This window comes from Bradyrhizobium sp. AZCC 1577, assembly GCF_036924575.1.
Lineage (GTDB): Bacteria > Pseudomonadota > Alphaproteobacteria > Rhizobiales > Xanthobacteraceae > Bradyrhizobium.
This window is the reverse complement of sequence record NZ_JAZHRQ010000001.1, coordinates 6567096-6589974: the sequence shown is the minus strand read 5'-3', so window position 1 is coordinate 6589974 and position 22879 is coordinate 6567096. Positions and strand designations below refer to the sequence as shown.

The window sequence follows — 22879 nt, the reverse complement described above, 5'->3', positions numbered from 1 at the left end:
TTTACCAATCCGATCGGGACGTATGCCGCGATTTCGCGCGATAAATCGCCGATGTCGAACCGGATCGGCCATCTGCCGCGGCTTCCGGTACCCCGGTCCGGCTGCTATCCTCACCAAACCGTTCCCGGAAAAACTCGAATAGCAATCTGCCGAACAAGACGCCGTCAAGGCTGGCTGCACCCCGCGGAGGAAGCCCACGGAGCCGGCGCTTAAGCATTCCTTCACGACGAACTTCATTAGACCTCTTACAAGGGCTTAGGTCATGAGATCTGTTGTCATCACCGGCGCGTCCACCGGCATCGGCTGGGCCAGTGCGAAGCTCTTGCTCGACCGCGGCTTCCGCGTGTTCGGCAGCGTGCGCAAGCAGGCTGATGCCGACCGTCTCAAGGGTGAGTTCGGGGCGAACTTCACGCCGCTGATCTTCGATGTCGCCGATGAAGCCGCGGTGCTGGCGGCTGCGCGCGAGGTCCGCACCGCGCTCGATGGCGAAACGCTCGCCGGCCTCGTCAACAATGCCGGCATTGCGGTCGCAGGTCCCGTGCTCGAACTCGCCGCCGACGAATTCCGTCGCCAGATGGAGGTCAATTTCATCGGCCCGATCATTGCGACCCAGGCATTCGGGCCGCTGCTCGGCTCCGATCCGGCCCTGAATGGGCCGAAGGGGCGGATCGTGATGATCTCCTCGGTCGCCGGCAAGAACGGCAATCCGCTGACCTCGGCCTATTCCGCCTCCAAGCACGCCATCGAGGGGCTGTCGGAGAGCCTGCGCCGCGAACTGATGTTGTTCGGGATCGACGTCATCATCATTGCGCCGGGGGCGGTCAAAACGCCGATCTGGAGCAAGGCCGAGGAGGTCGATATCTCCGCCTACAAAAACTCGCCGTATTTCCCGGCGCTGGAGAAAGTCCGCGCCTTCATGCTGCAACTCGGCGCGAACGGATTGCCGGCCGAGCAGATCGCCGAGAAGGTGTTCGAGGCATTGACGCGGCCCAATCCCAAGGTGCGCTACGTCATCGCGCCGGATCCGATGCGCCAGTTCATGGCGGCGGTGTTGCCCAAGCGCACCCTCGACCGGATCATCGCCAAGCGCCTCGGGCTGACGCCGCAAAGATGAGCAAAGGCACCGGCCACCAGTGACGACAGGAAAGAGCAGAGCCGAGCTGACGCAAATCGCCGACGCGGCGCTTCGCAGCCAACCGGGATGCGAAACGGCGTCCGTCCCCGCCGTGCGTGCGCTTCCCAACATCCGCGAAGGGCGGAACTGGGAAATCCCCAACGTCGTTCTCGGCGACAGCCTGATCAGCGACGTCGACCGGGCCGTCCTGTCAGTGCACCGCCGTCTCGGACGGAAGTTTTACCTGAAGGACGACTAGCCCGCCCGTGCCGGCGCCTGGGCACGCGGCGCCATCGCGATCATCCGCAGCGCGAACACGGCCACGAGCGGAATCAGGAACAGCGCATAGAGCGGCATGTCGGGAATCCGCTTGCCGAACGACACCATGAACTGGAACAGCAGATAGTAGCCGCCCACGAGATGCAGCCGGCGCCAGGCGCGTGCGCCGATCGCAGCGGCCGTGCGGTCGAACGAGGTCGCGGCCATCGCGACAATGAAGGCATAGCCAATGCCACCGAAGATATAGGACGCGATCGAGGTCGCCGCCGCATAGCCTATCGGGTCCATCACGGCGAAGCAGGCAATTGCGGCCGCATGGATGGCGTGCGAGGCCGCAAAGGTGACGCCGAGATAGCGGCGATTGCGGCGCAGCCACCGCGTCGAGGCGTTCGGCCATAACAGCGCCAGCGCGGCGGCTGCGAAAGCAAGGCAGAACAGCACCAGCGAGCTGCGTGCGGTGAAGCGGATCACCATGCGCACGCCGTCGACATCGAACCCGCGCATGCCGGCGATCCCGATGCTCATGGCCAGCAGCGTCAACGCGAGCAGGGCGAACAGCCGCCAGCCTTCGAACCATTTTTGATGTGTCGGCATGTTCGTCCCCTTTTGTCTAAGCCGTCATTGCGACCCGTTGGCTCGCAATGGCGTGGATGGCAATGTAATCACCAGTTACATGCACTCTGCAGATCGGGTCAATCCGTGTAATCGGTGCTTACATTCACGACCGGGTGATGGTAGGAGAGGGCATGCGTCCGTCAGCCAAGCCTTCCGTCGCAAAATCCCCCACCACCAAGTCGCGCCGCCGCGTTGCGCGAGCGGCCCCGCCAAAACCCTACCATCACGGCGATCTCCGGCGCGTCCTGATCGACGCCGCGCTGCAACTGGTCGGCGAGGGCGGGGCGGAGGCGGTCAGCGTCCGGGAGGCCGCCCGCCGGGCCGGCGTATCGCCGGGCGCGCCGTTCCGGCATTTTCCGAGCCGCGATGCCCTGATCCAGGCGGTGGCGGAGGAGGCGCAGCGGCGGTTCCGGGCCGAGATCGAGGCAGCGCTTGCCGCGGCACCGGCCGGCAATCCGCTCGGCCGCTTTCGCTGCCTCGGGCTCGCGTATCTGCGCTGGGCGATGCGCAACCCGACCCATTTCGAAATCATTTCGAGCCGCCGCCTGTTCGATCACGACCAGTCGGCCGCCATCGCCAGCGATAACGCCGAACTGATCGCGCTGACCGAGCAAACGCTGGCCGAAGCCTTTGCGGCGGGTCAGCTCCGCAGCGCCGACCTCAAGCAGGTGCAGATCGCCGGCCGGGCGCTGGTCTATGGTTTTGCCCGGATGAATATCGACGGCCATTTCACGCGCTGGGGCGTGGCCGGCCCCGAGGCCGAGCGGACCGCCGAGGCAATACTGGATCTTTTCATCGAGGGGATAGCCAGCCGGCCACGGCCGGCCTGATCATGGCGCTCAACGGCCGTACGACTACCGGCAAACGTCCGACCGAGGGCAAATTCATTGCCTGTTCATGACGATTCCACTACGTTTTTGTGACACGGCTCAGGTTCCGGATGGGTCGTGCGTCTCCTGGTCGTCGCCAGCCAAGGCTATGTATTGCGCCGGGTCATGTTGCGTTCCCCCATGGCGCCCGCGCCAAATCCAGGGCCCTCCGCCACCACCCTTGCTGCCGGGCTTGCCGCGATCGGTTTCTGGCGGCTTTCGGCCGTTGCTGCACCGCACATATCGGCGCTGGCGCTCCTGCTGCACACCGAAAGCGATTTCGGCGGCCGCATGGGTTTTGCCCTGGCCTGGGGCATCCTGAACTTCCTTTTTGTCGCGCTGCTACGGCGTCCGGCGCTATCGGGCGCGCTGTCGCTCACGCTGGTCGTGCTGCTGGTGCTGCTGTCGCGGCTCAAGCACGACGTCGTGCAGATGACCGCGAACTTCGTCGACCTGATGGTGATCGACCGCGACACCGCGGCGTATCTGTTCACGATCTTTCCGAACTTGCGCTGGAGCGTGGTCGGCGCATCCCTTGTCATCCTGCCGCTGATGTACGCGCTGTGGTGGCTCGACCCGTTCCGCATCCGCCGCCTGCCGGCCACTGCTGGCCTGCTGGCCTGTCTCGCAAGCCTGGCCGGTTATTCCGTCGTCTGGCCCGATGAAGCCTGGCGCGGCTATTACGACGATGGCTATCTCTCCAAATTCGCCCGCTCGGGCGTGACCGCGGTTTCCGACTTCGTCAATTACGGCTTCATGGAATCGGAAGCCGTGACCGCCGAGCGGCTGAAGGTGCCGCTGGTCGATTCCTGTCATGTGGCCGGTCGCCGTCCGCACATCATCATGATCCATGACGAGTCGAGCTTCGACATCCGCCAGGCCGCCGGCGTCAAGGTGCCGCCGGGCTATGGCAGCCATTTCAAGTCCTTTGACGGCCGCGAGCGCAAGTTCATGGCCGAGAGCAGCGGCGGCGCAAGCTGGATGGCCGAGTACAACGTGCTCGCCGGCCTGTCGTCGCGGTCGTTCGGCCGCTTCTCCTATTTCGTCACCCGCATCGCCTCGGGCCGGGTCGAGCGCGGCTTGCCGCTGGCGCTGCGCCGCTGCGGCTACAACACCATCTCGCTCTATCCGGCCTACGGCGCCTTCATGGGCGCGCGTGGCTTCCAGACCTCCACCGGCATCCAGCACTTCTATGACGCGCGCGCGCTCGGCGCCAAGGGCATCGAACCCGACAGCTTCTTCTACGACAAGGCCGTGAACCTGATCGCCGAGCAGCCGGCCAACACGCCGCTGTTCACCTTCGTCTATCTCGCTGCCAACCATTTCCCCTGGGAAACCAAATTCCGCCCCGACCTGCTGCCGTCCTGGCGCGCCCCCGGCAACGAGCCTGTGGTCGACGAATATCTGCGCCGCCAGACATTGAGCGCCGGGGATTATGCGGCGTTTGTCGCCAGCCTGAAAAAGAAATTCCCGGCGCAGCCATTCCTGATCGTCCGCTACGGCGACCATCAGCCGGAGTTTTCCTCTAACCTGCTCGATCCCGGCCTGGATGAAGCCAGGGTCGCCCGCAAGTTCGATACCCACGACCCGCGCTACTTCACCACCTATTACGCGATCGACGCCGTCAACTTCGAGCCGGTGAAGAGTTCCGCGATCATGGACACGATCGACGCGCCCTATCTGCCGCTGGTGATCCAGGAGGCCGCCGGCATTCCGCTCGACCCCTCGTTCGAGGAGCAAAAGAACATCATGCTCCGCTGCAAGGGGGTATTCTATGCCTGCAAGGATGGCGCCGAGGCGCGCAGGTTTAACCGGTTATTGATCGACGCAGGTTTCATCAAGGGGCTCTGAGGAGCGATATGTCTGCTGCCGTCGCCGAGTCCGGAATGAGCGAAACCGCCGTCGCGAAAGCGCGCGGCGTCCGGTTCTTTGCCGCGGCTGGCCTGATCGTTGCCGTCCATCTGGCGGGGCTGGCGGTCCTGCTCACCACCGAATACGGACCGTTCGCGATCACGCTCGCGGTGCTGGCGTGGGTGTTCGTGAACTGCTTCCTGCTGGTCGTGCTGCAGCGGCCCGGCGTCTGTGCGGCGCTGGCGCTGGCCATCATCGTGATCCTGATCGCGCTGTCGCACTTCAAGTTCGGAATTCTGCAGCTAACGCTGACGTTCCTCGACTTCCTGATCATCGACCGCGATACGTTTTCGTTCCTTCTCTCGGTGTTCCCACGCTTGCAGTTACAGTTGGCCTTGGCAGGCCTCGTTGCGGTTCCGCTGTTGTGGCTGGTTTGGCATTTCGATCCCTTCCGCGTGCGCCGCCGCTTTGCCCTGACGGGGCTGGCTGCGACGACAGCATTGATCTCGGCGATGTCGGTAGTCTGGCCCGAGCAGGCTTGGGAGCCGTTCCAGGGGGTCAATCATGTTTCCAGTTTGGCGCGCTCGGGCGTGGTGGCGGTGTCGCGGCTGGCTTCGACGGGATGGATCGAGGTCGATCCGCCGACGAATGGCCCGCTTCGCCTTGCGGGAGCGCACGCTGCCGGCCTGCCCATGCTGCCGCCCGCCGACACCTGCGACGCCACGGCAAAGCGACCGCACATCATCATGCTGCTCGACGAGTCGAGCTTCGACATCTCGGCCGCGCCTGGCATCAAAGTGCCGCAAGGGTACTCCGATTACTTCAAGTCCATCGACGGCAAGCAACGGACCATGATCGCGGAGGCAACCGGCGGCCCGACGTGGTACACTGAATTCAACGTCCTGACCGGCATGTCGGCGCGGTCGTTCGGCGATCTGAAGTTTTATGTCACAAGGATCACCGCGAACCGTGTTGCGCGCGGGTTACCGCAAGCGCTTAAGCGTTGCGGATACAAGACCTTCTCGCTCTATCCGACCTATGGCAACTTCCTCGGCGCGCGCGCATTCCAGAAGGGTGCTGGCGTCGGCCACTTCATCGACATGGCGGATATGGGCGTCGCCCAGGATATGCAGCCCGACAAGTTCTACTTCGATCAGGCCTTGAAGGTGTTTGCGCGGGAGCAGCCGCAGCACGCGCCGGTCTTCATGTTCGTCTACCTCACGGCCAACCATTTTCCCTGGACCGACGTCTATCGGCCCGATCTGACACCGCCGGACTGGACGCCACCGGGAAACACGGCGGAGACCGACGAATATATTCGTCGCCAGGTCATGACGCAGAACGACTACCGCGAATTCATCGCTGCCCTTAAGCGCGACTATCCGGATCAGTCGTTTCTGGTGTTGCGTTTCGGCGATCACCAGCCGGCTATCTCGCAAAAGCTGCTTGAGCCCGGCATCGATCAGAAATTGCTGGCGAAACGCTTGATGGCAGCCGATCCGCGCTACTTCTCAACCTATTACGCGATTGACGGCATCAACTATCGGCCGGGCGACCTCTCGTCGGCGCTTGATACGCTCGATGCGGCCTACATTCCGCTCGTGATCCAGGAAGCCGCCGGCGTCCCGCTCGATCCGTCGTTCGAGGAGCAGAAGAAGATCATGCTTCGCTGCAACGGCGTGTTCTATGCTTGCCGAAAGGGCGCGGAAGCGAGACGATTTAATCGACTCCTGATCGACGCCGGGATGATCAAGGGACTGTAACTCTCCGCTCGCCATGGCCGCGCATGACGACGGGGTTACTTCCTCCCCACCTTCTCCCACAGCCACTGCGCTACCGCATCCGGCGAGCTCGCCGCGTCGTTGCCGGATGCGCGCAGATTCGCTTCGCGCATGGTGGCGATGTCGATCTTGCCGAGCAGCTCGGTCAGCGACTTGCGCAAGGCCTCGTCATTGGTGCGCTTTGGCGCGAGCAGCACGATCGCATCATAGGGCGGGATTGCGTGCCTGGGATCGCCGAGCGTCACCAGATCGTATTTCGCGATCAGCCCGTCGCTGGTGTAGCCGGCGATGACGTCGACTTCGCCGGAGGCGACCGCGGCATACATGAAGTCCGGCTGCATCTGACGTTGGCCGCGGAACGACAGGCCGTAGGCCCTGCGTAGCGCGGCCCATTCGGGGCGCGAGAAGAATTCATAGTCGCCGGCGATCGACATGTTCGCCGCGCGCGAGGCGAGATCGGCGACGGTGCGGATACCCAACTGCTCGGCGCGTTTGCGCGGCATCACCAGCGCATAGGCGTTCTCGAAACCGAGTTCGCCGAGCAGTGTGATGTTCTGCTTCGCTAGTATCGTCTTCAGCTCGGCTACGAGCTCCTGACGCGGCTTGATGTCGGTGCGGTGAAACTGGTTGGCCCACAGCGTGCCGGAATAGTCGATGTAGAAGTCTATATCATCAGCCGCCAGCGCTTCGAAGATCACGTTGGAGCCGAGACCTTCGCGCTTCGTTGCCAAGAGGCCGGCTGCCTTCAGCCGCTGCGCCATCAAGGCAGACAGGACATACTGCTCGGCAAAAGTCTTGGCACCGATGATGTAGTTCGTCTGCGGCCGCACCAGGTTAGGCGCCAGCGTAGCAACGACGAGCGCCGCAATGCCGACGCTGCCCAGTGTCGCGCGAAAACGGCTGCGGTTGCGCAAGCCGTTTTCGATCAGCGCCAGCAGTTGATCGACCAGCAGCGCCAGCACGGCGGCGGCAACACAGCCGAACAGCACGAACACCCAGTTCTGGGTCTGCAGCCCTGCAAAGATGTAATTGCCGAGGCTGGTCTGGCCGATCGGCGTTGACAGCGTCGCGGTGCCGATCACCCAGACGGCCGAAGTTCGGATGCCCGCCATCATCACCGGCAGCGCCAGCGGCAGTTCCACCGTGAACAGCGATTGCCGCGGCGTCATGCCGACGCCCTGTGCCGCTTCCAGGATCGCGGCATCGACACCTTGCAGGCCAGTGATGGTGTTGCGCAGCACCGGCAGCATCGAATAAAGCGCCAGCGCCAGCACCGCGGGCAAAAATCCGAACGCGGAAAAACCGACGCCGAACCATGACAGCGACAACGCCGCGAGCGCCAGGAGCAGCGGATAGAACAGCGCCAGCAATGCCAGCCCCGGCACGGTCTGCACGATGCTGGCAAGCCCGAGCAGCGCGCCGCGCATCACCGGCCGATGGCGTGCGATGATCGCGAGCGGCAGGCTGACGAGTAACCCCAGCGCCAGCGCGGCGACGCTGACGCGGACGTGATTGCCGAGATAGTCGGGCAGGTGGCCCAATGCCTCGCCCCAGCGTGGATCGGCGAAGATGCTCATGCCGCACCCTCGCGAGGCAGCAGGGCGCCGAGCCGCTCGGCCTGCCGCCGCGGCGTGCGCAGGAGTTCGCCGACGTAAGCGTCGTCGGATTTGGAAAGCTCGGCCGGCGTGCCTTGCGCCAACAGCCGCCCGTCGCACATGATCGCGATGCGGTCGGCGAGCAGGATCGCTTCTGTCATGTCATGGGTGATCATGACGGTGGTCAGGTCGAGTTTCTTGTGCAACTCGCGAAAATCGTCGCCGAGCGCGTCGCGGGTCAAGGGGTCGAGCGCCCCGAATGGCTCGTCCATCAGCATGATGCGCGGACGTGCGGCGAGCGCCCGCGCCACGCCGACGCGCTGGCGCTGGCCGCCGGAGAGTTCATGCGGCAGCCGGTCGCGATATGGCGTGCGGTCGAGCCTGACAAGGTCGAGCAATTCATCCACCCGCACGGAAATCTCGGCGGGCCGCGTGCCAAGCAGCCTTGGCGTGATGCCGATATTGCCGGCGACGGTCAGATGCGGAAACAGCCCGCCGCTCTGAAAGACATAGCCGATCCGCCGCCGCAACAGGATCGGATCGACGTTGCGGACGTCCTCGCCTTCGACCGTGATGGTGCCGGAGTCAGCCTCGATCAGGCGGTTGGCGAGCCGCAATAGCGTGGTCTTGCCCGAGCCGGAGCCGCCGACTATGGCAAGGAATTCACCCTCGGCGACGTCAAGCGAGACGTCATCGACGGCCACCACGCGGCCGGCGTCGAACGTCTTGCCGACATGCGCATAGGCGATCAGTGGCGTGGCGGGCATTCGGCGCGGTCCCAACCTTGGCGGTTCCTGAAGGGTATAGTGATAGCCGATAAATGGCCCGGTCGCGAATGTGGGACTTCAAGTCCCCCGTTGTTGTGAAGCAATTGGTTCGAGATGGTCCACGGCTTGCCCAGTGATCACCCCGAGCTTCGGACTGACAGGATTTTCAGCAATACGGATTCAGTCAGCGGGAGAATACATTCTTCAACTGCACCAGGAATGTCACCACCCACGCGCCCGCATACATGCCGGCAAGACCAAGTGCCGTTCTGCGATCAATCAAAGACAGGTTGGTCCACCACCATATCCGGTAGAGCCATAGTCCTGCCGTGCCTATACCAAGCAAGCAGACCAGCATCTTGAGAAAGGACGAGTTCGCGACACCTAAAGCGCCAAACAAAAGCGTTGCCGGAACGAGAAACATGGTGCAGGCGGATATCAAAGTCTCGTTCATGGCTCCCCAAGACATCTACGAATCGCGGGCTACATCTGCAGTTTGCAGCAACCTTTACCCTTCTGGAAGGCATGCTGGGCGACTGATATCTGGCTTGCGCTGCTCACGTTCGACGGCCGCGTTGCAGCGCCGCGTTGAACTTATCCTTTGTAACGGCTAAGGCATCCGTCCAAATCTTTGGGGAAGAAAACATGGCGGATACCGCACAGCCAACGGCGGTCGCGCTTGGCGATGCGACAGTGGCGTTCCGCGTCGCCGGCGACCGTGTCTATACAGCCGTGGAGAAGGCCAATCTGTCCGTCGCGGATGGCGAGTTCGTCGCCATCGTCGGCCCGACGGGCTGCGGAAAATCGACGCTGCTCAATGTCGCGGCAGGGCTCCTGAAGCCGGCGGCGGGATCGGTAAAAATCTTCGACCAGCCGCTCACGGGGTTGAATCGCGATGCCGGCTATCTCTTCCAGGCCGATGCGCTGTTTCCCTGGAAGACCGCACTCGACAACGTCGCCATCGGGCTTGAGATCAAGGGCGCGCCGCGCGAGCAGGCGTTGCAGCGCGCGCAAGGCTGGCTCACATCGGTCGGCCTCGGCGCCTTCGGTAACCGCTATCCGCACATGCTGTCCGGCGGCCAGCGCAAGCGCGTCGGCCTCGCGCAGGTTTTGATCCGCGATCCCAAGATACTCTTGATGGATGAGCCGTTCGGTCCGCTCGACGCCCAGACAAGGCAGATCATGGGTAATCTGCTGCTCGAATTATGGAACGCCGACCGCAAGGCGGTGCTGTTTGTGACCCATGATCTCGAAGAGGCGATCGCGCTGGCCGATCGCGTCGTGATCATGTCGGCAGGGCCAAGCGCGCGCATCATCGGCGACTGGCGGGTAAAACTGCCGCGGCCGCGCGATATTTCGGAAGTCCGCATGGAGAAGGACTTTCACGAACTGCACCGGGAGATATGGAGCGTGTTGAAGGACGAAGTGATGAAGGGCTACGTACAATCCACGCGAAGTGCGGAGGCAGGGTGATGTCCCGCTCGACGCTGCTCCTGTTGCAATTGCTGGTCGCCGTCGTAGCCCTGGCGGTGTGGCAGTTCCTGACTACCGTGCCGGTGTTCGGAAAAATCCTGCTGCCGCCGTTTTTCTTTTCCAACCCGATTGATGTCGGCAGCCAGATCATCAAATGGTTTTCGTCAGGCGTGATCTGGAAGCACCTGATCATCACGCTGTGGGAATCGATTCTCGCCTTCGTGATCGGCTCAATCAGTGGCGTGCTGGTCGGCTTCTGGTTCGCGCGACAGCCGCGCGTCGCTGCGGTGTTCGATCCCTATGTGAAGATGATCAACGCGCTGCCGCGCGTGGTGCTGGCGCCGATCTTCACGCTGTGGCTGGGGCTCGGCATCTGGTCCAAGGTGGCGCTCGGCGTTACGCTGGTGTTCTTTATCGTGTTCTTCAACGTTTATCAGGGCGTCAAGGAAGTCTCGAACACCGTGCTCGACAATGGCCGCATGCTCGGCATGAACGAGCGGCAGTTGATGCGGCACGTCTACTGGCCCTCGGCGCTGTCGTGGATGTTCTCCTCGCTGCACACGTCGGTGGGTTTTGCGGTGGTCGGCGCCGTGGTCGGCGAATATCTGGGCTCGGCCGCCGGTCTCGGCTACCTGATCCAGCAAGCCGAAGGCGTGTTCGACGTCGCCGGCGTCTTCGCCGGCATGTTCGTGCTGTCGGCTTTCGTCATATTGATCGACATGGGCGTGACGCTGGTCGAACGGCGGCTTCTGGTATGGCGGCCAGCGGCGGCGGAGGGCAGGGGGTAAGCATTCCGGCCTCTCCACCGTCATTGCGAAGAGCATAGCGACGAAGCAATCCATGGCTCCGCGTGTGGCGGCATGGATTGCTTCGCGGAGCCTGTCATCGGGCGCGCATTCGCGCGACCCGTTGGCTCGCAATGACGGAGATGGTTCGAAGTGCGTCTTCTCAAGCCCCAGCCGCTGCTCTATCTTGCCGCCAACGAATGGAGGAACTCATGAAGAAACTGTTCGGCCGGCTGGCCGCTACGCTGCTAGCACTGACGCTGACCTCGGGATTTGCCGCAGCGCAAAGCAAGGTCACCATCGCCATCGGCGGCGGCGCCTGCCTGTGTTATCTGCCGACCGTGCTCGCCAAACAGCTCGGCGAATATGAAAAGGCGGGCGTGGCGGTCGAGTTGGTCGACCTCAAGGGCGGCTCGGACGCGCTGAAAGCCGTGCTCGGCGGCAGCGCCGACGTGGTCTCGGGCTATTTCGACCATTGCGTCAACCTGGCTGCCAAGAAGCAGGAGCTGCAGTCCTTCGTGATCTACGACCGCTATCCCGGCCTGGTGCTGGTCGTGTCGCCCGCGCACACCAGCGAGATCAAATCGATCAAGGATCTGGCCGGCAAGAAGGTCGGCGTCAGCGCGCCGGGCTCCTCGACCGACTTCTTCTTAAAATATCTGTTGAAGAAGAACGGCCTCGACCCGACCAGCGCCGCGGTGATCGGCGTCGGCTTAGGGGCCACCGCGGTGGCGGCGATGCAGCAGGGCCAGATCGACGCCGCCGTGATGCTCGACCCCTCCGTCACCGTTTTGCAGGGCAGCCATCCGGATTTGAAGATACTGGCCGACACCCGCACGCAAAAGGACACGCTGGCCGTGTTCGGCGGCGAGTATCCGGGCGGTGCGCTCTACACCACGGCGGCCTGGATCAACTCGCACGAGAAGGAAGTGCAGGCGCTGACGAACGCGATCGTCAACACGCTCAACTGGATCCATTCGCATTCGCCGGAAGAGATCATGGCGAAGATGCCGGAGGGAATGGTTGGCAAGGACAAGGCGCTCTATCTCGCCGCGCTGAAGAAACACGATCCCGATGTACTCGCAAACCGGTTTGATGGACCCGAAGGGCGCCGACGCAGTGCTCGCCGTCTTCAGCGAAGGCTCGCCCGAGGTGGCGAAAGCCAATATCGACGTGACCAAGACGTATACCAACAAATATGTCGAGCAGGCCAAGAAGACCACGGGCGCCAATCCGAAGTGAGGGGATAGGATCGACGTGAAATCGGGCGATGTGAAGCTATGAGTGGCACGAGGCCTCCGGCCATTCATCGCGTCAGCACGCTCGATCTTGTGGTCGAAACGTGGGCGTGGCCGTTTGCGGAAGCGCGGCGCGCGGACATCGATGCGCATTTTTCCGAGAAGCAGCGCGAAAGGCCTACACTGTGGAACGGCCGCGTCCTGCTCGGGCGCAACCCGGTGTTTTCCGGCGACCGTTTGAGCGCCAGCTATTTCGAAACCGACTTCGCCAGTTTTCTGGCCTGGCGCGACTGGGGCTTTCCCGACGCGAGCGTGTTCAACGGTTTCGGCATGGGCGCGCTACTCTGCGCCGACGGCGCCCTTGTGCTCGGCGAGATGGGTCCGCACACGGCGAATGCCGGGCGCATCTATTTTCCGTCAGGCACGCCGGACCTCGACGATATCAGGGACGGGACGGTCGATATCTCCGGCAGCGTCACGCGCGAGCTCGAGGAAGAGACCGGCCTTGCCCCCGGCGAATACGACAGCGAGCCGCATTGGCATTGCTTCCACACCGGGCCTGCGCTCGCGATGATCCGCGTTCTGCGCGTCGATATGCCGGGCGACGCGCTGCGCGAGCGGATCGAGCGCAATCTTGCCTCGCAGCGTCAGCCGGAACTGTCGGCCATTCACGTCGTGCGCAGCGCGCGCGATCTGAATTCGGCAATGCCGCGTTTTGTCACGGCGTTCATCGAGGTGCAGCTCGCTTCCCGGCCGTGACGCGCGCAATGCGCTTGACATCTGGTCGCGCTACCAATGTGATAGGCGCCAACCAAGAACAAGAAAATGCAGTGCACAAAAATAATCCAGGGAGGATTCCATGCCGGGGCGCAAAACTGCACGCCTTCTCGTCGGGCTGTCTGCCGCAATCGCGGTGCTGGGGATGGCGGTTTCCGCCGAGGCTCAGGAAAAGAAAATCAAGATCGGCGTCATCTACGATCTGACCGGCCCGCTCGCCGGCGGCGGTTCGGAGCTGCAATATATCGGCGCCAAGATCATGCTCGACCAGTACGTCAAGACCGGCGTCGAGGGTTACAAGGTCGAAGCGGTTTATGCCGACGCCCAGAGCAAGCCCGACGTCGCCATCAACGAGGCAGTGCGGCTGATCGAGCAGGAAAAGGTCGACATGCTGCTCGGCTTCTATTCGTCGGCACAATGCGTGCCGGTGGCCGGGCGCGTCGAGCAGCTCAAGAAGTTCATGTGGATCACCACCTGCATTTCTTCCGCCGTGCTCGACAACAAGAACTTCAAATACGTATTCCGGCCGCAAGCCTCCGGCGACCAGTTCGGCCTGATGACGATGGATTTCATCGCGCAGAATTCCAAGGCCAAGCTCGGCAAGGAGCCGAAGGATCTGCGCGTTGCCATCATCCACGAGGACGGCGCCTACGGCGTCGACGTCTCCAAGGGCAACGAGGCCGGCGCCAAGAAGGCCGGCTTCAACATCGTGTTGAAGGAAGGCTATTCCGCCACCGCGCCGGATCTTTCTTCGTTGGTGACGAAACTGAAGCGCGCCCGGCCCGACGTGGTCTTCCACACCGGCTACAACCCCGACATCACCTTGTTCGGCCGCCAGGCGCGCGAGCAGGGCCTGAAATTCGCTGCTCTGGTCGGCCACGGCGCAGGCTATGGCGTCTACGAAAAGCTGAAGGAAGGTCTGGGCTCCGACGTCAACTACGTCTTCAACACCGACCCGATCTCGATCTGGCTCGCCAACCAGAAATCGATGGATCCGAAGCTGCCGCCGGTCATCAAGATGGTCGGCGAGGAGTTCGACAAGGCCAAGCCGGGTGTCGCGATTCGCTCCGCGCATGTCGGCATGGCGGCGTCCAACACCTATCTGTTCCTGACCGAGGTGTTGCCGCGCGCCATCAAGAAATATGGCGGGGTCGATCCCGATGCGTTGCGCAAGGCCGCGCTCGAGACCGATATTCCCGAAGGCGGCACCATGCTGGGCTTCGGCGTCAAGTTCCACGGCGAGGGCGCCCAGATGGCCGGCCAGAACGAACGCTCGTTCCCCGTTGTTATCCAGTATGTTGACGATAAGTCGTATGTGGTGTGGCCGAAGAGCCAGGCGCAGCGCGAGGCCGTGCTGCCGCTACCGAAGGGAACCACGTTCAGCAACCAGTAAGAGCCGGGCAAACGGCTAAGCGGAGGTTCTGGAGTGCTGACGGTAGACGGATTGGTGAAACGCTTCGGCGGCTTCACCGCTGTTAACAACGTGTCGTTCCGGGTCGAGCAGGGCGAGATTCTCGGCCTGATCGGCCCGAACGGCTCCGGCAAGAGCACGATCTTCAACATGCTGTCGGGCACGCTGATCCCGACGGCAGGATCGATTGTGTTCAACGGAACGGAGATCGCGGGCAAGGCGCCGCACCGCATCATCAACGGCGGCATTGGCCGCACCTTCCAGATCCCACGGCCGTTTCACCGGCTCACGATATTCGAGAATGTGGCGCTCGCAGGCTATTACGGTCAGGGCAGCCACAGCCGCGCCCGCGCGGACGAGGCCGCCGAACGCGCGCTGGCCATGGTCGGCCTGCCGACCAACCGCCACGCCGGCGTCGATGGCTTGGGTGCCGCCGGCCTGAAAAAACTCGAACTCGCCAAGGCGCTCGCCACCGGGCCGAAACTTCTGCTCGCCGACGAAAGCCTCGGCGGGCTCGACGAGCACGAGATGGATCAGGCCGCCGACATGCTGCGCAAGATCCGCGACGAGCTCGGCATCACCATCATCTGGGTCGAGCATATCATGGGCGTGTTGATGCGGGTGGTCGACCGCGTGATGGTGCTCGATCACGGCGAGAAGATTTCGGAAGGCCTGCCGAGCGCGGTGGCGAGCGATCCAAGGGTGATCGAGGTCTATCTCGGGACGGATGCGGATTCGAGCCAGGCTGCGGCGGCGGAAGCGCGCCGGCGGGCAGGGGTGTAAGTATGCTCGAACTCAGATCGCTCGACGCGGGTTACGGCAGCTTCCAGGCATTGTTCGGCATCAATCTCGAGGTCAGGGCGGGCGAGGCGGTCGGCGTGATCGGCCCGAACGGCGCCGGCAAGACCACGCTGATGCGCGTGATCTCGGGCTTGATCCGCCCCACCGAAGGTTCGATCACGATGGAAGGCCGCGACGTCGTCGCGACGCCGGCGCATCGAATCGTCGATCTCGGCATTGCCCACGTGCCGGAGAACCGCCGGCTGTTTCCGCGGCTCACCGTCGACGACAATCTGAAGATGGGCGCCTACATGCCCGGCGCGCGCGCCAAATATGCCGAGCGGCTGGAATTCGTGTTCGACCTGTTCCCGCGCATGAAGGAGCGGCGCAGCCAGATGGCTGGTACCCTGTCGGGCGGCGAGCAGCAGATGTGTGCGATCGGCCGTGCGCTGATGTCGGATCCGAAATTGCTTCTGCTCGACGAGCCTTCGGCGGGGCTCGCCCCGGTCGTGGTGCAGCAGGTGTTTGAGCTGGTGAAGCGAATTCGCTCTGGCGGGCTGACGGTTCTGATCGTCGAGCAGAACGTGCAGCAGGTGCTGAAGGTGGTCGATCGCGCGTACCTGCTGGAGGCCGGCACCATCCGAGCGTCCGGCACGTCGGAAGAGATGATGAAGACCGATACGATCAAGCAGGCATATTTGGGCGTTTAGGGCAAAGTGAGCATGCAGGCATTCCTCGACACCTTCGACATCTACCTGCTGGAAGCCGTGGTCAACGGCATCCTGCTCGGCGGCGTGCTGGCGCTCTTGGCGCTCGGGCTCAATCTGATCTTCGGCGTCATCGACGTCACCTGGATCTGCTACGCCGAGCTGGTCATGATCGGGATGTACGGCATGTACTACATGGTCCAGGTGTTCGGCCTGCCGTATTGGGTCGCAGCGCCGATCGCGATCCTGCTGGTCGCAGCCCTTGGCGCGCTCCTGCATTACATCGTCATCGCGCCGCTGCTCACCGCGCCGCCGATCAACCAGTTGCTCGCGACCGGCGGCGTGCTGTTCATCCTGCAGAGCTTCGCCACGGTCGCGTTCGGCATCGACTTCCGCAACCTCGGCATTCGCCTGCCGGTGCTGGCGATCGGCGACATGCATTTCAGCTATTCGCGGCTGCTCGCCTTCGTCGCCGCCTTGCTCGGCATGCTGGCGATCTACTTCTTCATGAAGCGCACCTATACCGGCACGGCGATCCGCGCCGTTGCGCAGGACCGCCAGATCATGTCGCTGATGGGGGTCGATACCAAGCGTATCTATCTCATCACCTCGGCGATCGGCGGCGCGCTCGCCGGCCTCGCCGCCTGCCTGCTGGTGCTGCAGTATGACGTGCATCCGTTCGTCGGGCTGTCGTTTGGGCCGATCACGTTCTTGATCTGCGTGCTCGGCGGGCTCGGCAATTTCGTCGGCGGTTTCATTGCGGCGTTCGTGTTCGCCCAGATCATTTCGCTGGGCGGCCTGTACTCCGACCTCGAATGGGGTTACGTGCTGGCCTTTGCCTTCTTCATCGTCATGATGTTCATCCGGCCCGCGGGCCTTTTGGCGAGGCGCTCGTGAATTCCCGCTACACCGCCTGGGCCGTTGGACTAGCTGCGCTGATCGCGCTGCCCTTCGTCTATCGTGAGCCTTATCACCTGCACATCCTGGTGCTGATCCTGATCTGGTCGTTCGCCTACACTTCGTGGTCGATCATGGGCCGCTTCGGGTTGGTTTCGCTCGGCCATGGCGGCTTCATGGGCGTCGGCGCCTATGTCACGGCGCTGTTGTGGAACCACCTCGACATCACGCCCTGGATCGGCATTCCGCTCAGCATGGTGGCGGCGGGCTTGCTGGCGCTGGTGGTCGCCTATCCCTGCTTCCGCTTCCGCATCACCGGGCACTATTTCGTGCTGGTGACGCTGGCGCTGTCCGGCATCGTGCTGCAGGTCATCACCGCGACGCGTGATTACACCGGCGGTTCGCTCGGCTACACGCCGAACCGCGCGCCCAGCGGCCGGGGGCTGCTGGCGCTGCAGTTCGACGACAAGACGACGTGGTATCTGATCGCGCTCGGCGTCTGGGTGGTGGGCCTTCTGATCTGGCGCTGGGTCGACCGCAGCATGAGCCGCTACGCCATGGAGGCGATCTCGGAGGACGAGGACGCGGCGGCTGCGGCCGGTGTCAACGTGACAGCCGAAAAGCTCAAGATCACGCTGATCTCTGCCTTGATGACCGCGCTCGCCGGCGCGCTGTACTGCCAGTACCAGATGTTCATCTCGCCGGACACGGTCAGCGGCATTGCGGTGTCGCTGCAGATGGTGTTCGCCGTCATCGTCGGCGGGCTCTATGTCTCGCTCGGGCCGACGATCGGCGCCATCATCACCATCCTGCTCGCGGAAGGGCTGCGGATCGGCTTCGGTACCAAGGCGGTCGGCTGGGACAACCTGGTCTACGGCGTTTTGCTGGTGGTCTTCATCATCTTCCTGCCCAAGGGCATTCTGGGTAGCGTCCTCGACAAACTGAAGGCGCAACCGAAAAAGCCAAACACCACATGAGCAAGAAGCCGCAGCCATCGCTGGCAGATGAACTAAAACCCTATGTCGCCCCGTTCCGCTACGACAGCTCGGGCGAATTTCACCTCAAGTCGCACAAGACCAATGAGAAGGGCGGTCTCGACAAGGAGGGGGCGACCAGGATCATCGAGGCCAATCGTAAGCGACTGAACGATTTCCAGGAAAAACTCTACGCCCAGGACCGCTGGTCGCTGCTGCTGATCTTCCAGGGCATGGATGCCGCCGGCAAGGACAGTGCGATCAAGAGCGTGTTCGAGGGCGTCAACCCGCAGGGCTGCGAGGTCACTTCGTTCAAGCAGCCGTCGACCAAGGAACTCGACCACGATTTCCTCTGGCGCAGCATGATCGCGCTGCCGGAGCGCGGCCGGATCGGTATCTTCAATCGCTCTTATTATGAAGAATGCCTGGTGGTGCGGCTGCACCAGGAAATTCTCGGCAGGCAGAAGTTGCCGCCGCAACTCGTCACCAAAAACATCTGGAAGGAGCGCTTCGAAGACATCTCCGCGATGGAGCGCTACCTGGCGCGCAACGGCACCGTGATCCTGAAGTTTTTCCTGAATGTATCGAAGGAAGAACAGCGCGAACGCTTCCTCGAACGGCTGGAAGAGCCCGCCAAGAACTGGAAGTTCTCGACGGCCGATATCGGCGAGCGCGCGCTATGGGCGAAATACCAGGCCGCCTACCAGGATATGATCCGCCACACCGCCTCGCAGGCGGCGCCCTGGATCGTCGTCCCCGCCGACCACAAATGGTTCGCCCGCGTGGTGATCGGCTCGACGATCGTTAGCGCGCTCGACAGACTCGATCTGCATTTTCCAAAGGTGGACAAGGCCGACCGCAGCGAATTCGCCAAAGTGCGCGAGGCGCTGCTGAATGAGGGGAACGCGAAGTAGGGTGGGCAAAGGCGCACTTGCGCCGTGCCCACCAATGGTGCCGAGTGAGGTGAGCACGCTGGTCAGGCTCCCTCCCCCCTTGCGGGGGAGGGTTGGGGAGAGGGGTAAGCCCCGGGCGAGATGGTCGATGAGCACATCGGCTTTTCAATTTCGGTCGCTCGTTGTGGCATTCACACTGGGAGAGCACGTCGTGTGGCACCCCTCTCCCTAACCCTCCCCCGCAAGGGGGGAGGGAACCCTGCCGCCGGTGCGTCCCTCACTCACGAGATGCGATGGTTTCGCTAGGCTCTGTGTCCTTCCCGCCACCGGGTCTCGCCTTGCGACCCCGATGGCAGGCTCCGGCGAATCCAGCGCGCTGCGGCCGGCTCGAATGCGGGTGAGGTAGTATCAGCCAAGTGCGGACAGATTGCGAAGCGCCCGCAGTTCCTTTGCAGCCGCTTGCATGAGCGGCCTTGCCTGCTCATCCTCGCGGCCAACGATGATGCCGGAAACATAGGCGCGGGCGCGCCGGTCTTGCGGTGGCGCCTTGAGCGCGGCTTCTGCCGCCATCTTTCGGTCCGCAATGAAGTCGTTGAGCGAGCCCAGAGCATCCTGGATCTTCTTCGTGTGTTTCGATAGACGCGCGAGCGCCTTTCGCTCGCGTTTGCTGCGGAAAAGGCTTTCGAAGAACTCGGCCGCATATCTCAGCTTCTTCATCCTGATCCGGAATTTGTGCCGCTCGGGTGCCGTCATCTTCTGCAATTTTCCTGCGTCCTTGTGTGCCCTTCTCAGCCGCCGATTCAGCAGCTCTGCGGCGAACTGGCCAAGTTTGCTGTTGGCGACGTCCGTCTGGCCGGGCTGCGCCTCGATCCACTCGAGCACATCGACGAGCAGCGCGCGGCATCGCGGCAAATCGACAGCCCTTCTGGCCTGCGCGAGCGCCTCAGCGCGTTTCTCGGCAAAGTGCTTCGCGATGGCTTTGCCGCCCCGTTGCGGCGTGATTTCGCGGGCGACGGGACCAATCTTCTCCTCCAGGAAGACATCGAGTTCGCGCGCGCGAGCAAGTTCGTTTGTCAGCCACCTGAGCTCTGTCTTGATCTCCTCGGTTTTCGTCTGCGGCAATGCGTTCGAAAACAGCGAGATGGCCGCACGCAGGCGGCGCAAGCCCACGCGCATCTGATGCACGCCTTCCGGATCAAGCTGGCGGACGGCGTCGACATTTCCGGAAAAATGGCGAAGCGCGGAGCGGGCGATGACCTTAAAGCCCTCGATGACGGTCATTCGCTTCCCAAGTTCGATTGGCTCGGCAAAAACAGCTTGAGCGCGCTTGCCGTCGACGAGATCGTATCCCTCGTCAGCCTTCGCCCTCAAACAAAGCTCAGCCGCAAGCTTTCGCTCCAGCGCCTTCGCGACGCGAAACAGATCGCTTGGTGGACCGCTTTTCAGTTCAAGTTCAACCTCCTCGATGCGGCTTGTGTGGCCGGCCGCGACAAGCCTGCCGCGATCGATGGCAAGTTCCAGTTCGCTCCGTTTGGTGTGGACCGGCATGGTGATGCGATGCACCGAGGTCTCGAAGATCGGCTTCAACTTGCGGCGCAGCTTCTTCGAGGCAAACCGTTGAAGCGGCGTGCCGTTCACCTCGGCGAGATCGGGGGTACGGCCTGCTATTTCGGCTTCCCACTCGCCACGGCCGAACTGCGCGCCGGACGTCCGCTTGATTGTTTGTATGTGCTTGCCGTCCGCTTGCCTGACTCGGAGCAGAAGTCCGCGCCGCTTCAGCTTGTGTTTTCGCGTGTCGAAATAGGTCGACAGCAGATCGTTCTCCGAGCGCTTGCCGATTTTGCAGCCGGGCACCCTCAATCTGGGATTGGATCCGAGATTGCGCTTAGGCATACGGAACTTGATTTCGGTCTCAACGCCCATCGGCTGATCACGCTGAGCTATGGGCTGGTAACGCCGAAGGGTGTTTTCTGCTCCCGGGTCGTTCTGCCGACTTTCCTCGGCCGTTAGGTCACCCTTTCTGACCCTCTTTTGGCATTGCGGCGGGCGGCAATTCTCGTCTAGAACAGCCCCGGAACGCCGTCCCGGCAACGAACCGTCAATGGTTTTGGCCGAGACTTGAGCGTCCTTAAGGGTCTGGCAATGCTGATTCGCAGCGAAAGGTACGGAGTTCGGGGTGGAGCGGCCAAGGCTGCCCCTGCGATTCCAGCTGCGTCCGCGCCCACCCTGCTTCTTGGCGGGCTTCTGCTTCTTATCGGCCCCTGAGGGCCGTCTGGGCGTTTGCGCCTGGGCACTCAGGGGTTTTGAGCGAGATCACCAGACCCTTCAGCGTCCATGAGAGATGGCGCTACGACCCCAAAAGGAATTCAGCATATGACATCAGCGAATAAGTCCGAGAAGGACCGCGTCGTTATTTTCGACACCACCTTGCGCGATGGCGAGCAGTGCCCGGGCGCGACCATGACGTTCGAGGAAAAGCTCGAGGTCGCCGAAATGCTCGACGACATGGGTGTCGACGTCATCGAGGCGGGTTTCCCGATCACGTCGGAAGGTGATTTTCAGGCGGTCAGCGAGATTGCCCGCCGCTCCAAGAACGCCGTGATCGCAGGCCTGTCGCGCGCGCATCCCAAGGACATCGACCGCTGCGCCGAAGCGGTGAAGTTCGCAAAGCGCGGCCGCGTCCACACCGTGATCGCGACCTCGCCGCTGCATATGCGCGTCAAGCTGAACATGACACCGGAGCAGGTGATCGAAACCTCGATCGCCAACGTCACCCGCGCCCGCAACCATATCGACGACGTCGAATGGTCGGCCGAGGACGGCACTCGCAGCGAGATGGATTTCCTCTGCCGCATCGTGGAGGCCGTCATCAAGGCCGGCGCCACCACGGTGAACATTCCCGATACCGTCGGCTACACCGTGCCGGAGGAATACACCCACTTCATGAAGACGCTGATCGAGCGGGTGCCGAACTCCGACAAGGCGATTTTCTCCGTCCACTGCCATAACGATCTCGGCATGGCGGTGGCGAACTCGCTGGCCGGCATCGCCGGCGGCGCGCGCCAGGTCGAATGCACCGTCAACGGCATCGGCGAACGGGCGGGCAACGCTGCGCTCGAAGAGATCGTGATGGCGATCAACGTGCGCAACGACAAGTTTCCGTGGTGGAATAAGATCGACACCACGCAGTTGACGCGCGCCTCGAAGCTGGTATCGGCGGCGACCTCGTTCCCGGTGCAGTACAACAAGGCGATCGTCGGCCGTAACGCGTTCGCGCACGAAAGCGGCATCCACCAGGACGGCGTGCTGAAGGACGCCTCTACCTACGAGATCATGCGGCCCGAGATGGTCGGCCTGAAGCAGTCGTCGCTGGTGCTGGGCAAGCATTCCGGGCGTCATGCGTTCATCCACAAGCTGGAAGAGATGGGCTACAAGCTCGGCCCGAACCAGCTCGAAGATGCCTTTGCGCGGATGAAGGCGCTGGCCGACCGCAAGAAGGACATCTACGACGAGGACATCGAGGCGCTGGTCGACGAGGAAATGGCGGCCTCGCACGATCGCATCAAGCTCACCTCGCTGACGGTGATCGCCGGCACCCACGGCCCGCAGCGCGCCACCATGAAGCTCGACGTCGAAGGCCAGACCAGGATCGAGGAAGCCGAAGGCAACGGCCCGGTCGATGCCGTCTTCAATTGCATCAAGCGGCTGGTGCCGCATGAAGCGAAACTGGAGCTGTATCAGGTTCACGCCGTGACCGAAGGCACCGACGCGCAGGCCGAAGTGACGGTGCGTCTCTCCCATGAGGGGCGCTCGATGAGCGCCCGTGCAGCGGATCCGGATACGCTGGTCGCCTCGGCAAAGGCCTATCTCGGCGCGCTCAACAAGATCGTCATGAAGCGCCAGCGCGACATGCCGGCAGCGGCGGTGGCAGGCTGAGGCCACGCCGGTGGTGGGGTGGGCAAAGGCGCTCTTCGCGCCGTGCCCACCATCCATCATCAAGCGCGCTTCCTGATGGTGGGCACGCTTTCGCTTTGCCCACCCTACGAAACTTCCAAGCAAAACGCGGCTCGTTG

General features: G+C 62.9%; 19 protein-coding genes and 2 pseudogenes. 16 read left to right on the top strand and 5 right to left on the bottom strand.

Annotation, left to right across the window (positions count from 1 at the left end; all coding sequences use genetic code 11):
* Positions 1-262: 262 nt before the first annotated feature.
* Positions 263-1114 carry an SDR family oxidoreductase gene (locus tag V1278_RS31110; protein WP_334383388.1) on the top strand — a complete coding sequence of 284 codons (852 nt, stop codon included), beginning with the start codon at positions 263-265 and terminating at the stop codon, positions 1112-1114.
* 19 nt (positions 1115-1133) lie between these two features.
* The gene (locus V1278_RS31105) at positions 1134-1373 is read left to right on the top strand and encodes a hypothetical protein (protein ID WP_334367501.1); all 240 of its coding nucleotides are present in this window, start codon (positions 1134-1136) and stop codon (positions 1371-1373) included.
* Here V1278_RS31105 and V1278_RS31100 read toward each other — a convergent pair.
* A complete protein-coding gene (locus tag V1278_RS31100) occupies positions 1370-1987 on the bottom strand; it encodes a hypothetical protein (RefSeq protein WP_334383387.1) in 618 nt (205 codons plus the stop codon). The genes V1278_RS31105 and V1278_RS31100 overlap by 4 nt on opposite strands.
* A 152-nt stretch (positions 1988-2139) precedes the next feature.
* On the opposite strand from V1278_RS31100, the gene V1278_RS31095 reads away from it, so the two are divergent.
* From V1278_RS31095 to V1278_RS31085, 3 genes are all read left to right on the top strand, one after another.
* Positions 2140-2838, top strand: a complete 699-nt coding sequence (locus tag V1278_RS31095; RefSeq protein ID WP_334383386.1) for a TetR/AcrR family transcriptional regulator — start codon at positions 2140-2142, stop codon at positions 2836-2838.
* A 180-nt stretch (positions 2839-3018) separates the two neighbouring features.
* Positions 3019-4728 (top strand): sulfatase-like hydrolase/transferase, encoded by a 1710-nt coding sequence (locus tag V1278_RS31090; protein WP_334369202.1) that lies wholly within the window; start codon positions 3019-3021, stop codon positions 4726-4728.
* A gap of 35 nt (positions 4729-4763) precedes the next feature.
* Positions 4764-6491, top strand: coding sequence for a sulfatase-like hydrolase/transferase (locus V1278_RS31085; RefSeq protein ID WP_334383385.1), 1728 nt, complete (start codon positions 4764-4766; stop codon positions 6489-6491).
* 35 nt (positions 6492-6526) lie between these two features.
* Here the strand turns inward: V1278_RS31085 and V1278_RS31080 are convergent, their stop codons facing one another.
* The 3 genes from V1278_RS31080 to V1278_RS31070 all read right to left on the bottom strand — a co-directional run bounded on the left by V1278_RS31080 (position 6527) and on the right by V1278_RS31070 (position 9325).
* Positions 6527-8086 (bottom strand): ABC transporter permease/substrate-binding protein, encoded by a 1560-nt coding sequence (locus V1278_RS31080; RefSeq protein WP_334383384.1) that lies wholly within the window; start codon positions 8084-8086, stop codon positions 6527-6529.
* Complete coding sequence (locus tag V1278_RS31075; protein WP_334383383.1) at positions 8083-8871, bottom strand: ABC transporter ATP-binding protein; 789 nt, start codon at positions 8869-8871, stop codon at positions 8083-8085. Before V1278_RS31075 ends, V1278_RS31080 begins: the two co-directional genes overlap by 4 nt.
* A gap of 184 nt (positions 8872-9055) precedes the next feature.
* On the bottom strand, positions 9056-9325 hold the full coding sequence (locus V1278_RS31070; RefSeq protein ID WP_334383382.1) for a hypothetical protein: 270 nt from the start codon (positions 9323-9325) through the stop codon (positions 9056-9058).
* Positions 9326-9516: 191 nt separating this feature from the next.
* On the opposite strand from V1278_RS31070, the gene V1278_RS31065 reads away from it, so the two are divergent.
* The 10 genes and pseudogenes from V1278_RS31065 (at position 9517) to V1278_RS31020 (ending at position 18827) form a co-directional block, all read left to right on the top strand.
* A complete protein-coding gene (locus V1278_RS31065; RefSeq protein WP_334367509.1) occupies positions 9517-10344 on the top strand; it encodes an ABC transporter ATP-binding protein in 828 nt (275 codons plus the stop codon).
* Positions 10344-11132: an ABC transporter permease gene (locus V1278_RS31060; protein WP_334367510.1), complete on the top strand. Its 789-nt coding sequence runs from the start codon at positions 10344-10346 to the stop codon at positions 11130-11132. Before V1278_RS31065 ends, V1278_RS31060 begins: the two co-directional genes overlap by 1 nt.
* 209 nt (positions 11133-11341) lie before the next feature.
* Positions 11342-12371: pseudogene (locus tag V1278_RS31055) on the top strand (ABC transporter substrate-binding protein).
* A 38-nt stretch (positions 12372-12409) separates the two neighbouring features.
* Positions 12410-13126, top strand: a complete 717-nt coding sequence (locus V1278_RS31050; protein WP_334383381.1) for an NUDIX hydrolase — start codon at positions 12410-12412, stop codon at positions 13124-13126.
* 100 nt (positions 13127-13226) lie between these two features.
* Complete coding sequence (locus tag V1278_RS31045) at positions 13227-14537, top strand: ABC transporter substrate-binding protein (RefSeq protein ID WP_334367513.1); 1311 nt, start codon at positions 13227-13229, stop codon at positions 14535-14537.
* A gap of 33 nt (positions 14538-14570) precedes the next feature.
* Positions 14571-15338 carry an ABC transporter ATP-binding protein gene (locus tag V1278_RS31040; protein ID WP_334369808.1) on the top strand — a complete coding sequence of 256 codons (768 nt, stop codon included), beginning with the start codon at positions 14571-14573 and terminating at the stop codon, positions 15336-15338.
* 2 nt (positions 15339-15340) lie between these two features.
* Complete coding sequence (locus V1278_RS31035) at positions 15341-16045, top strand: ABC transporter ATP-binding protein (protein ID WP_334383380.1); 705 nt, start codon at positions 15341-15343, stop codon at positions 16043-16045.
* A gap of 12 nt (positions 16046-16057) precedes the next feature.
* Complete coding sequence (locus V1278_RS31030) at positions 16058-16939, top strand: branched-chain amino acid ABC transporter permease (protein ID WP_334383379.1); 882 nt, start codon at positions 16058-16060, stop codon at positions 16937-16939.
* A pseudogene (locus V1278_RS31025) lies at positions 16936-17947 on the top strand (branched-chain amino acid ABC transporter permease). The gene V1278_RS31030 and the pseudogene V1278_RS31025 overlap by 4 nt, the downstream one beginning before the upstream one ends.
* Entirely contained in the window at positions 17913-18827 is a 915-nt protein-coding gene (locus tag V1278_RS31020) for a polyphosphate kinase 2 family protein (RefSeq protein ID WP_334383378.1), read from the top strand. Before V1278_RS31025 ends, V1278_RS31020 begins: the two are co-directional and overlap by 35 nt.
* A 387-nt stretch (positions 18828-19214) precedes the next feature.
* On the opposite strand, the gene V1278_RS31015 is transcribed toward V1278_RS31020, so the two are convergent.
* Entirely contained in the window at positions 19215-20699 is a 1485-nt protein-coding gene (locus V1278_RS31015; protein ID WP_334384300.1) for a CYTH and CHAD domain-containing protein, read from the bottom strand.
* Positions 20700-21179: 480 nt separating this feature from the next.
* On the opposite strand from V1278_RS31015, the gene V1278_RS31010 reads away from it, so the two are divergent.
* The gene (locus V1278_RS31010; RefSeq protein WP_334383377.1) at positions 21180-22742 is read left to right on the top strand and encodes a 2-isopropylmalate synthase; all 1563 of its coding nucleotides are present in this window, start codon (positions 21180-21182) and stop codon (positions 22740-22742) included.
* Positions 22743-22879: the final 137 nt, after the last annotated feature.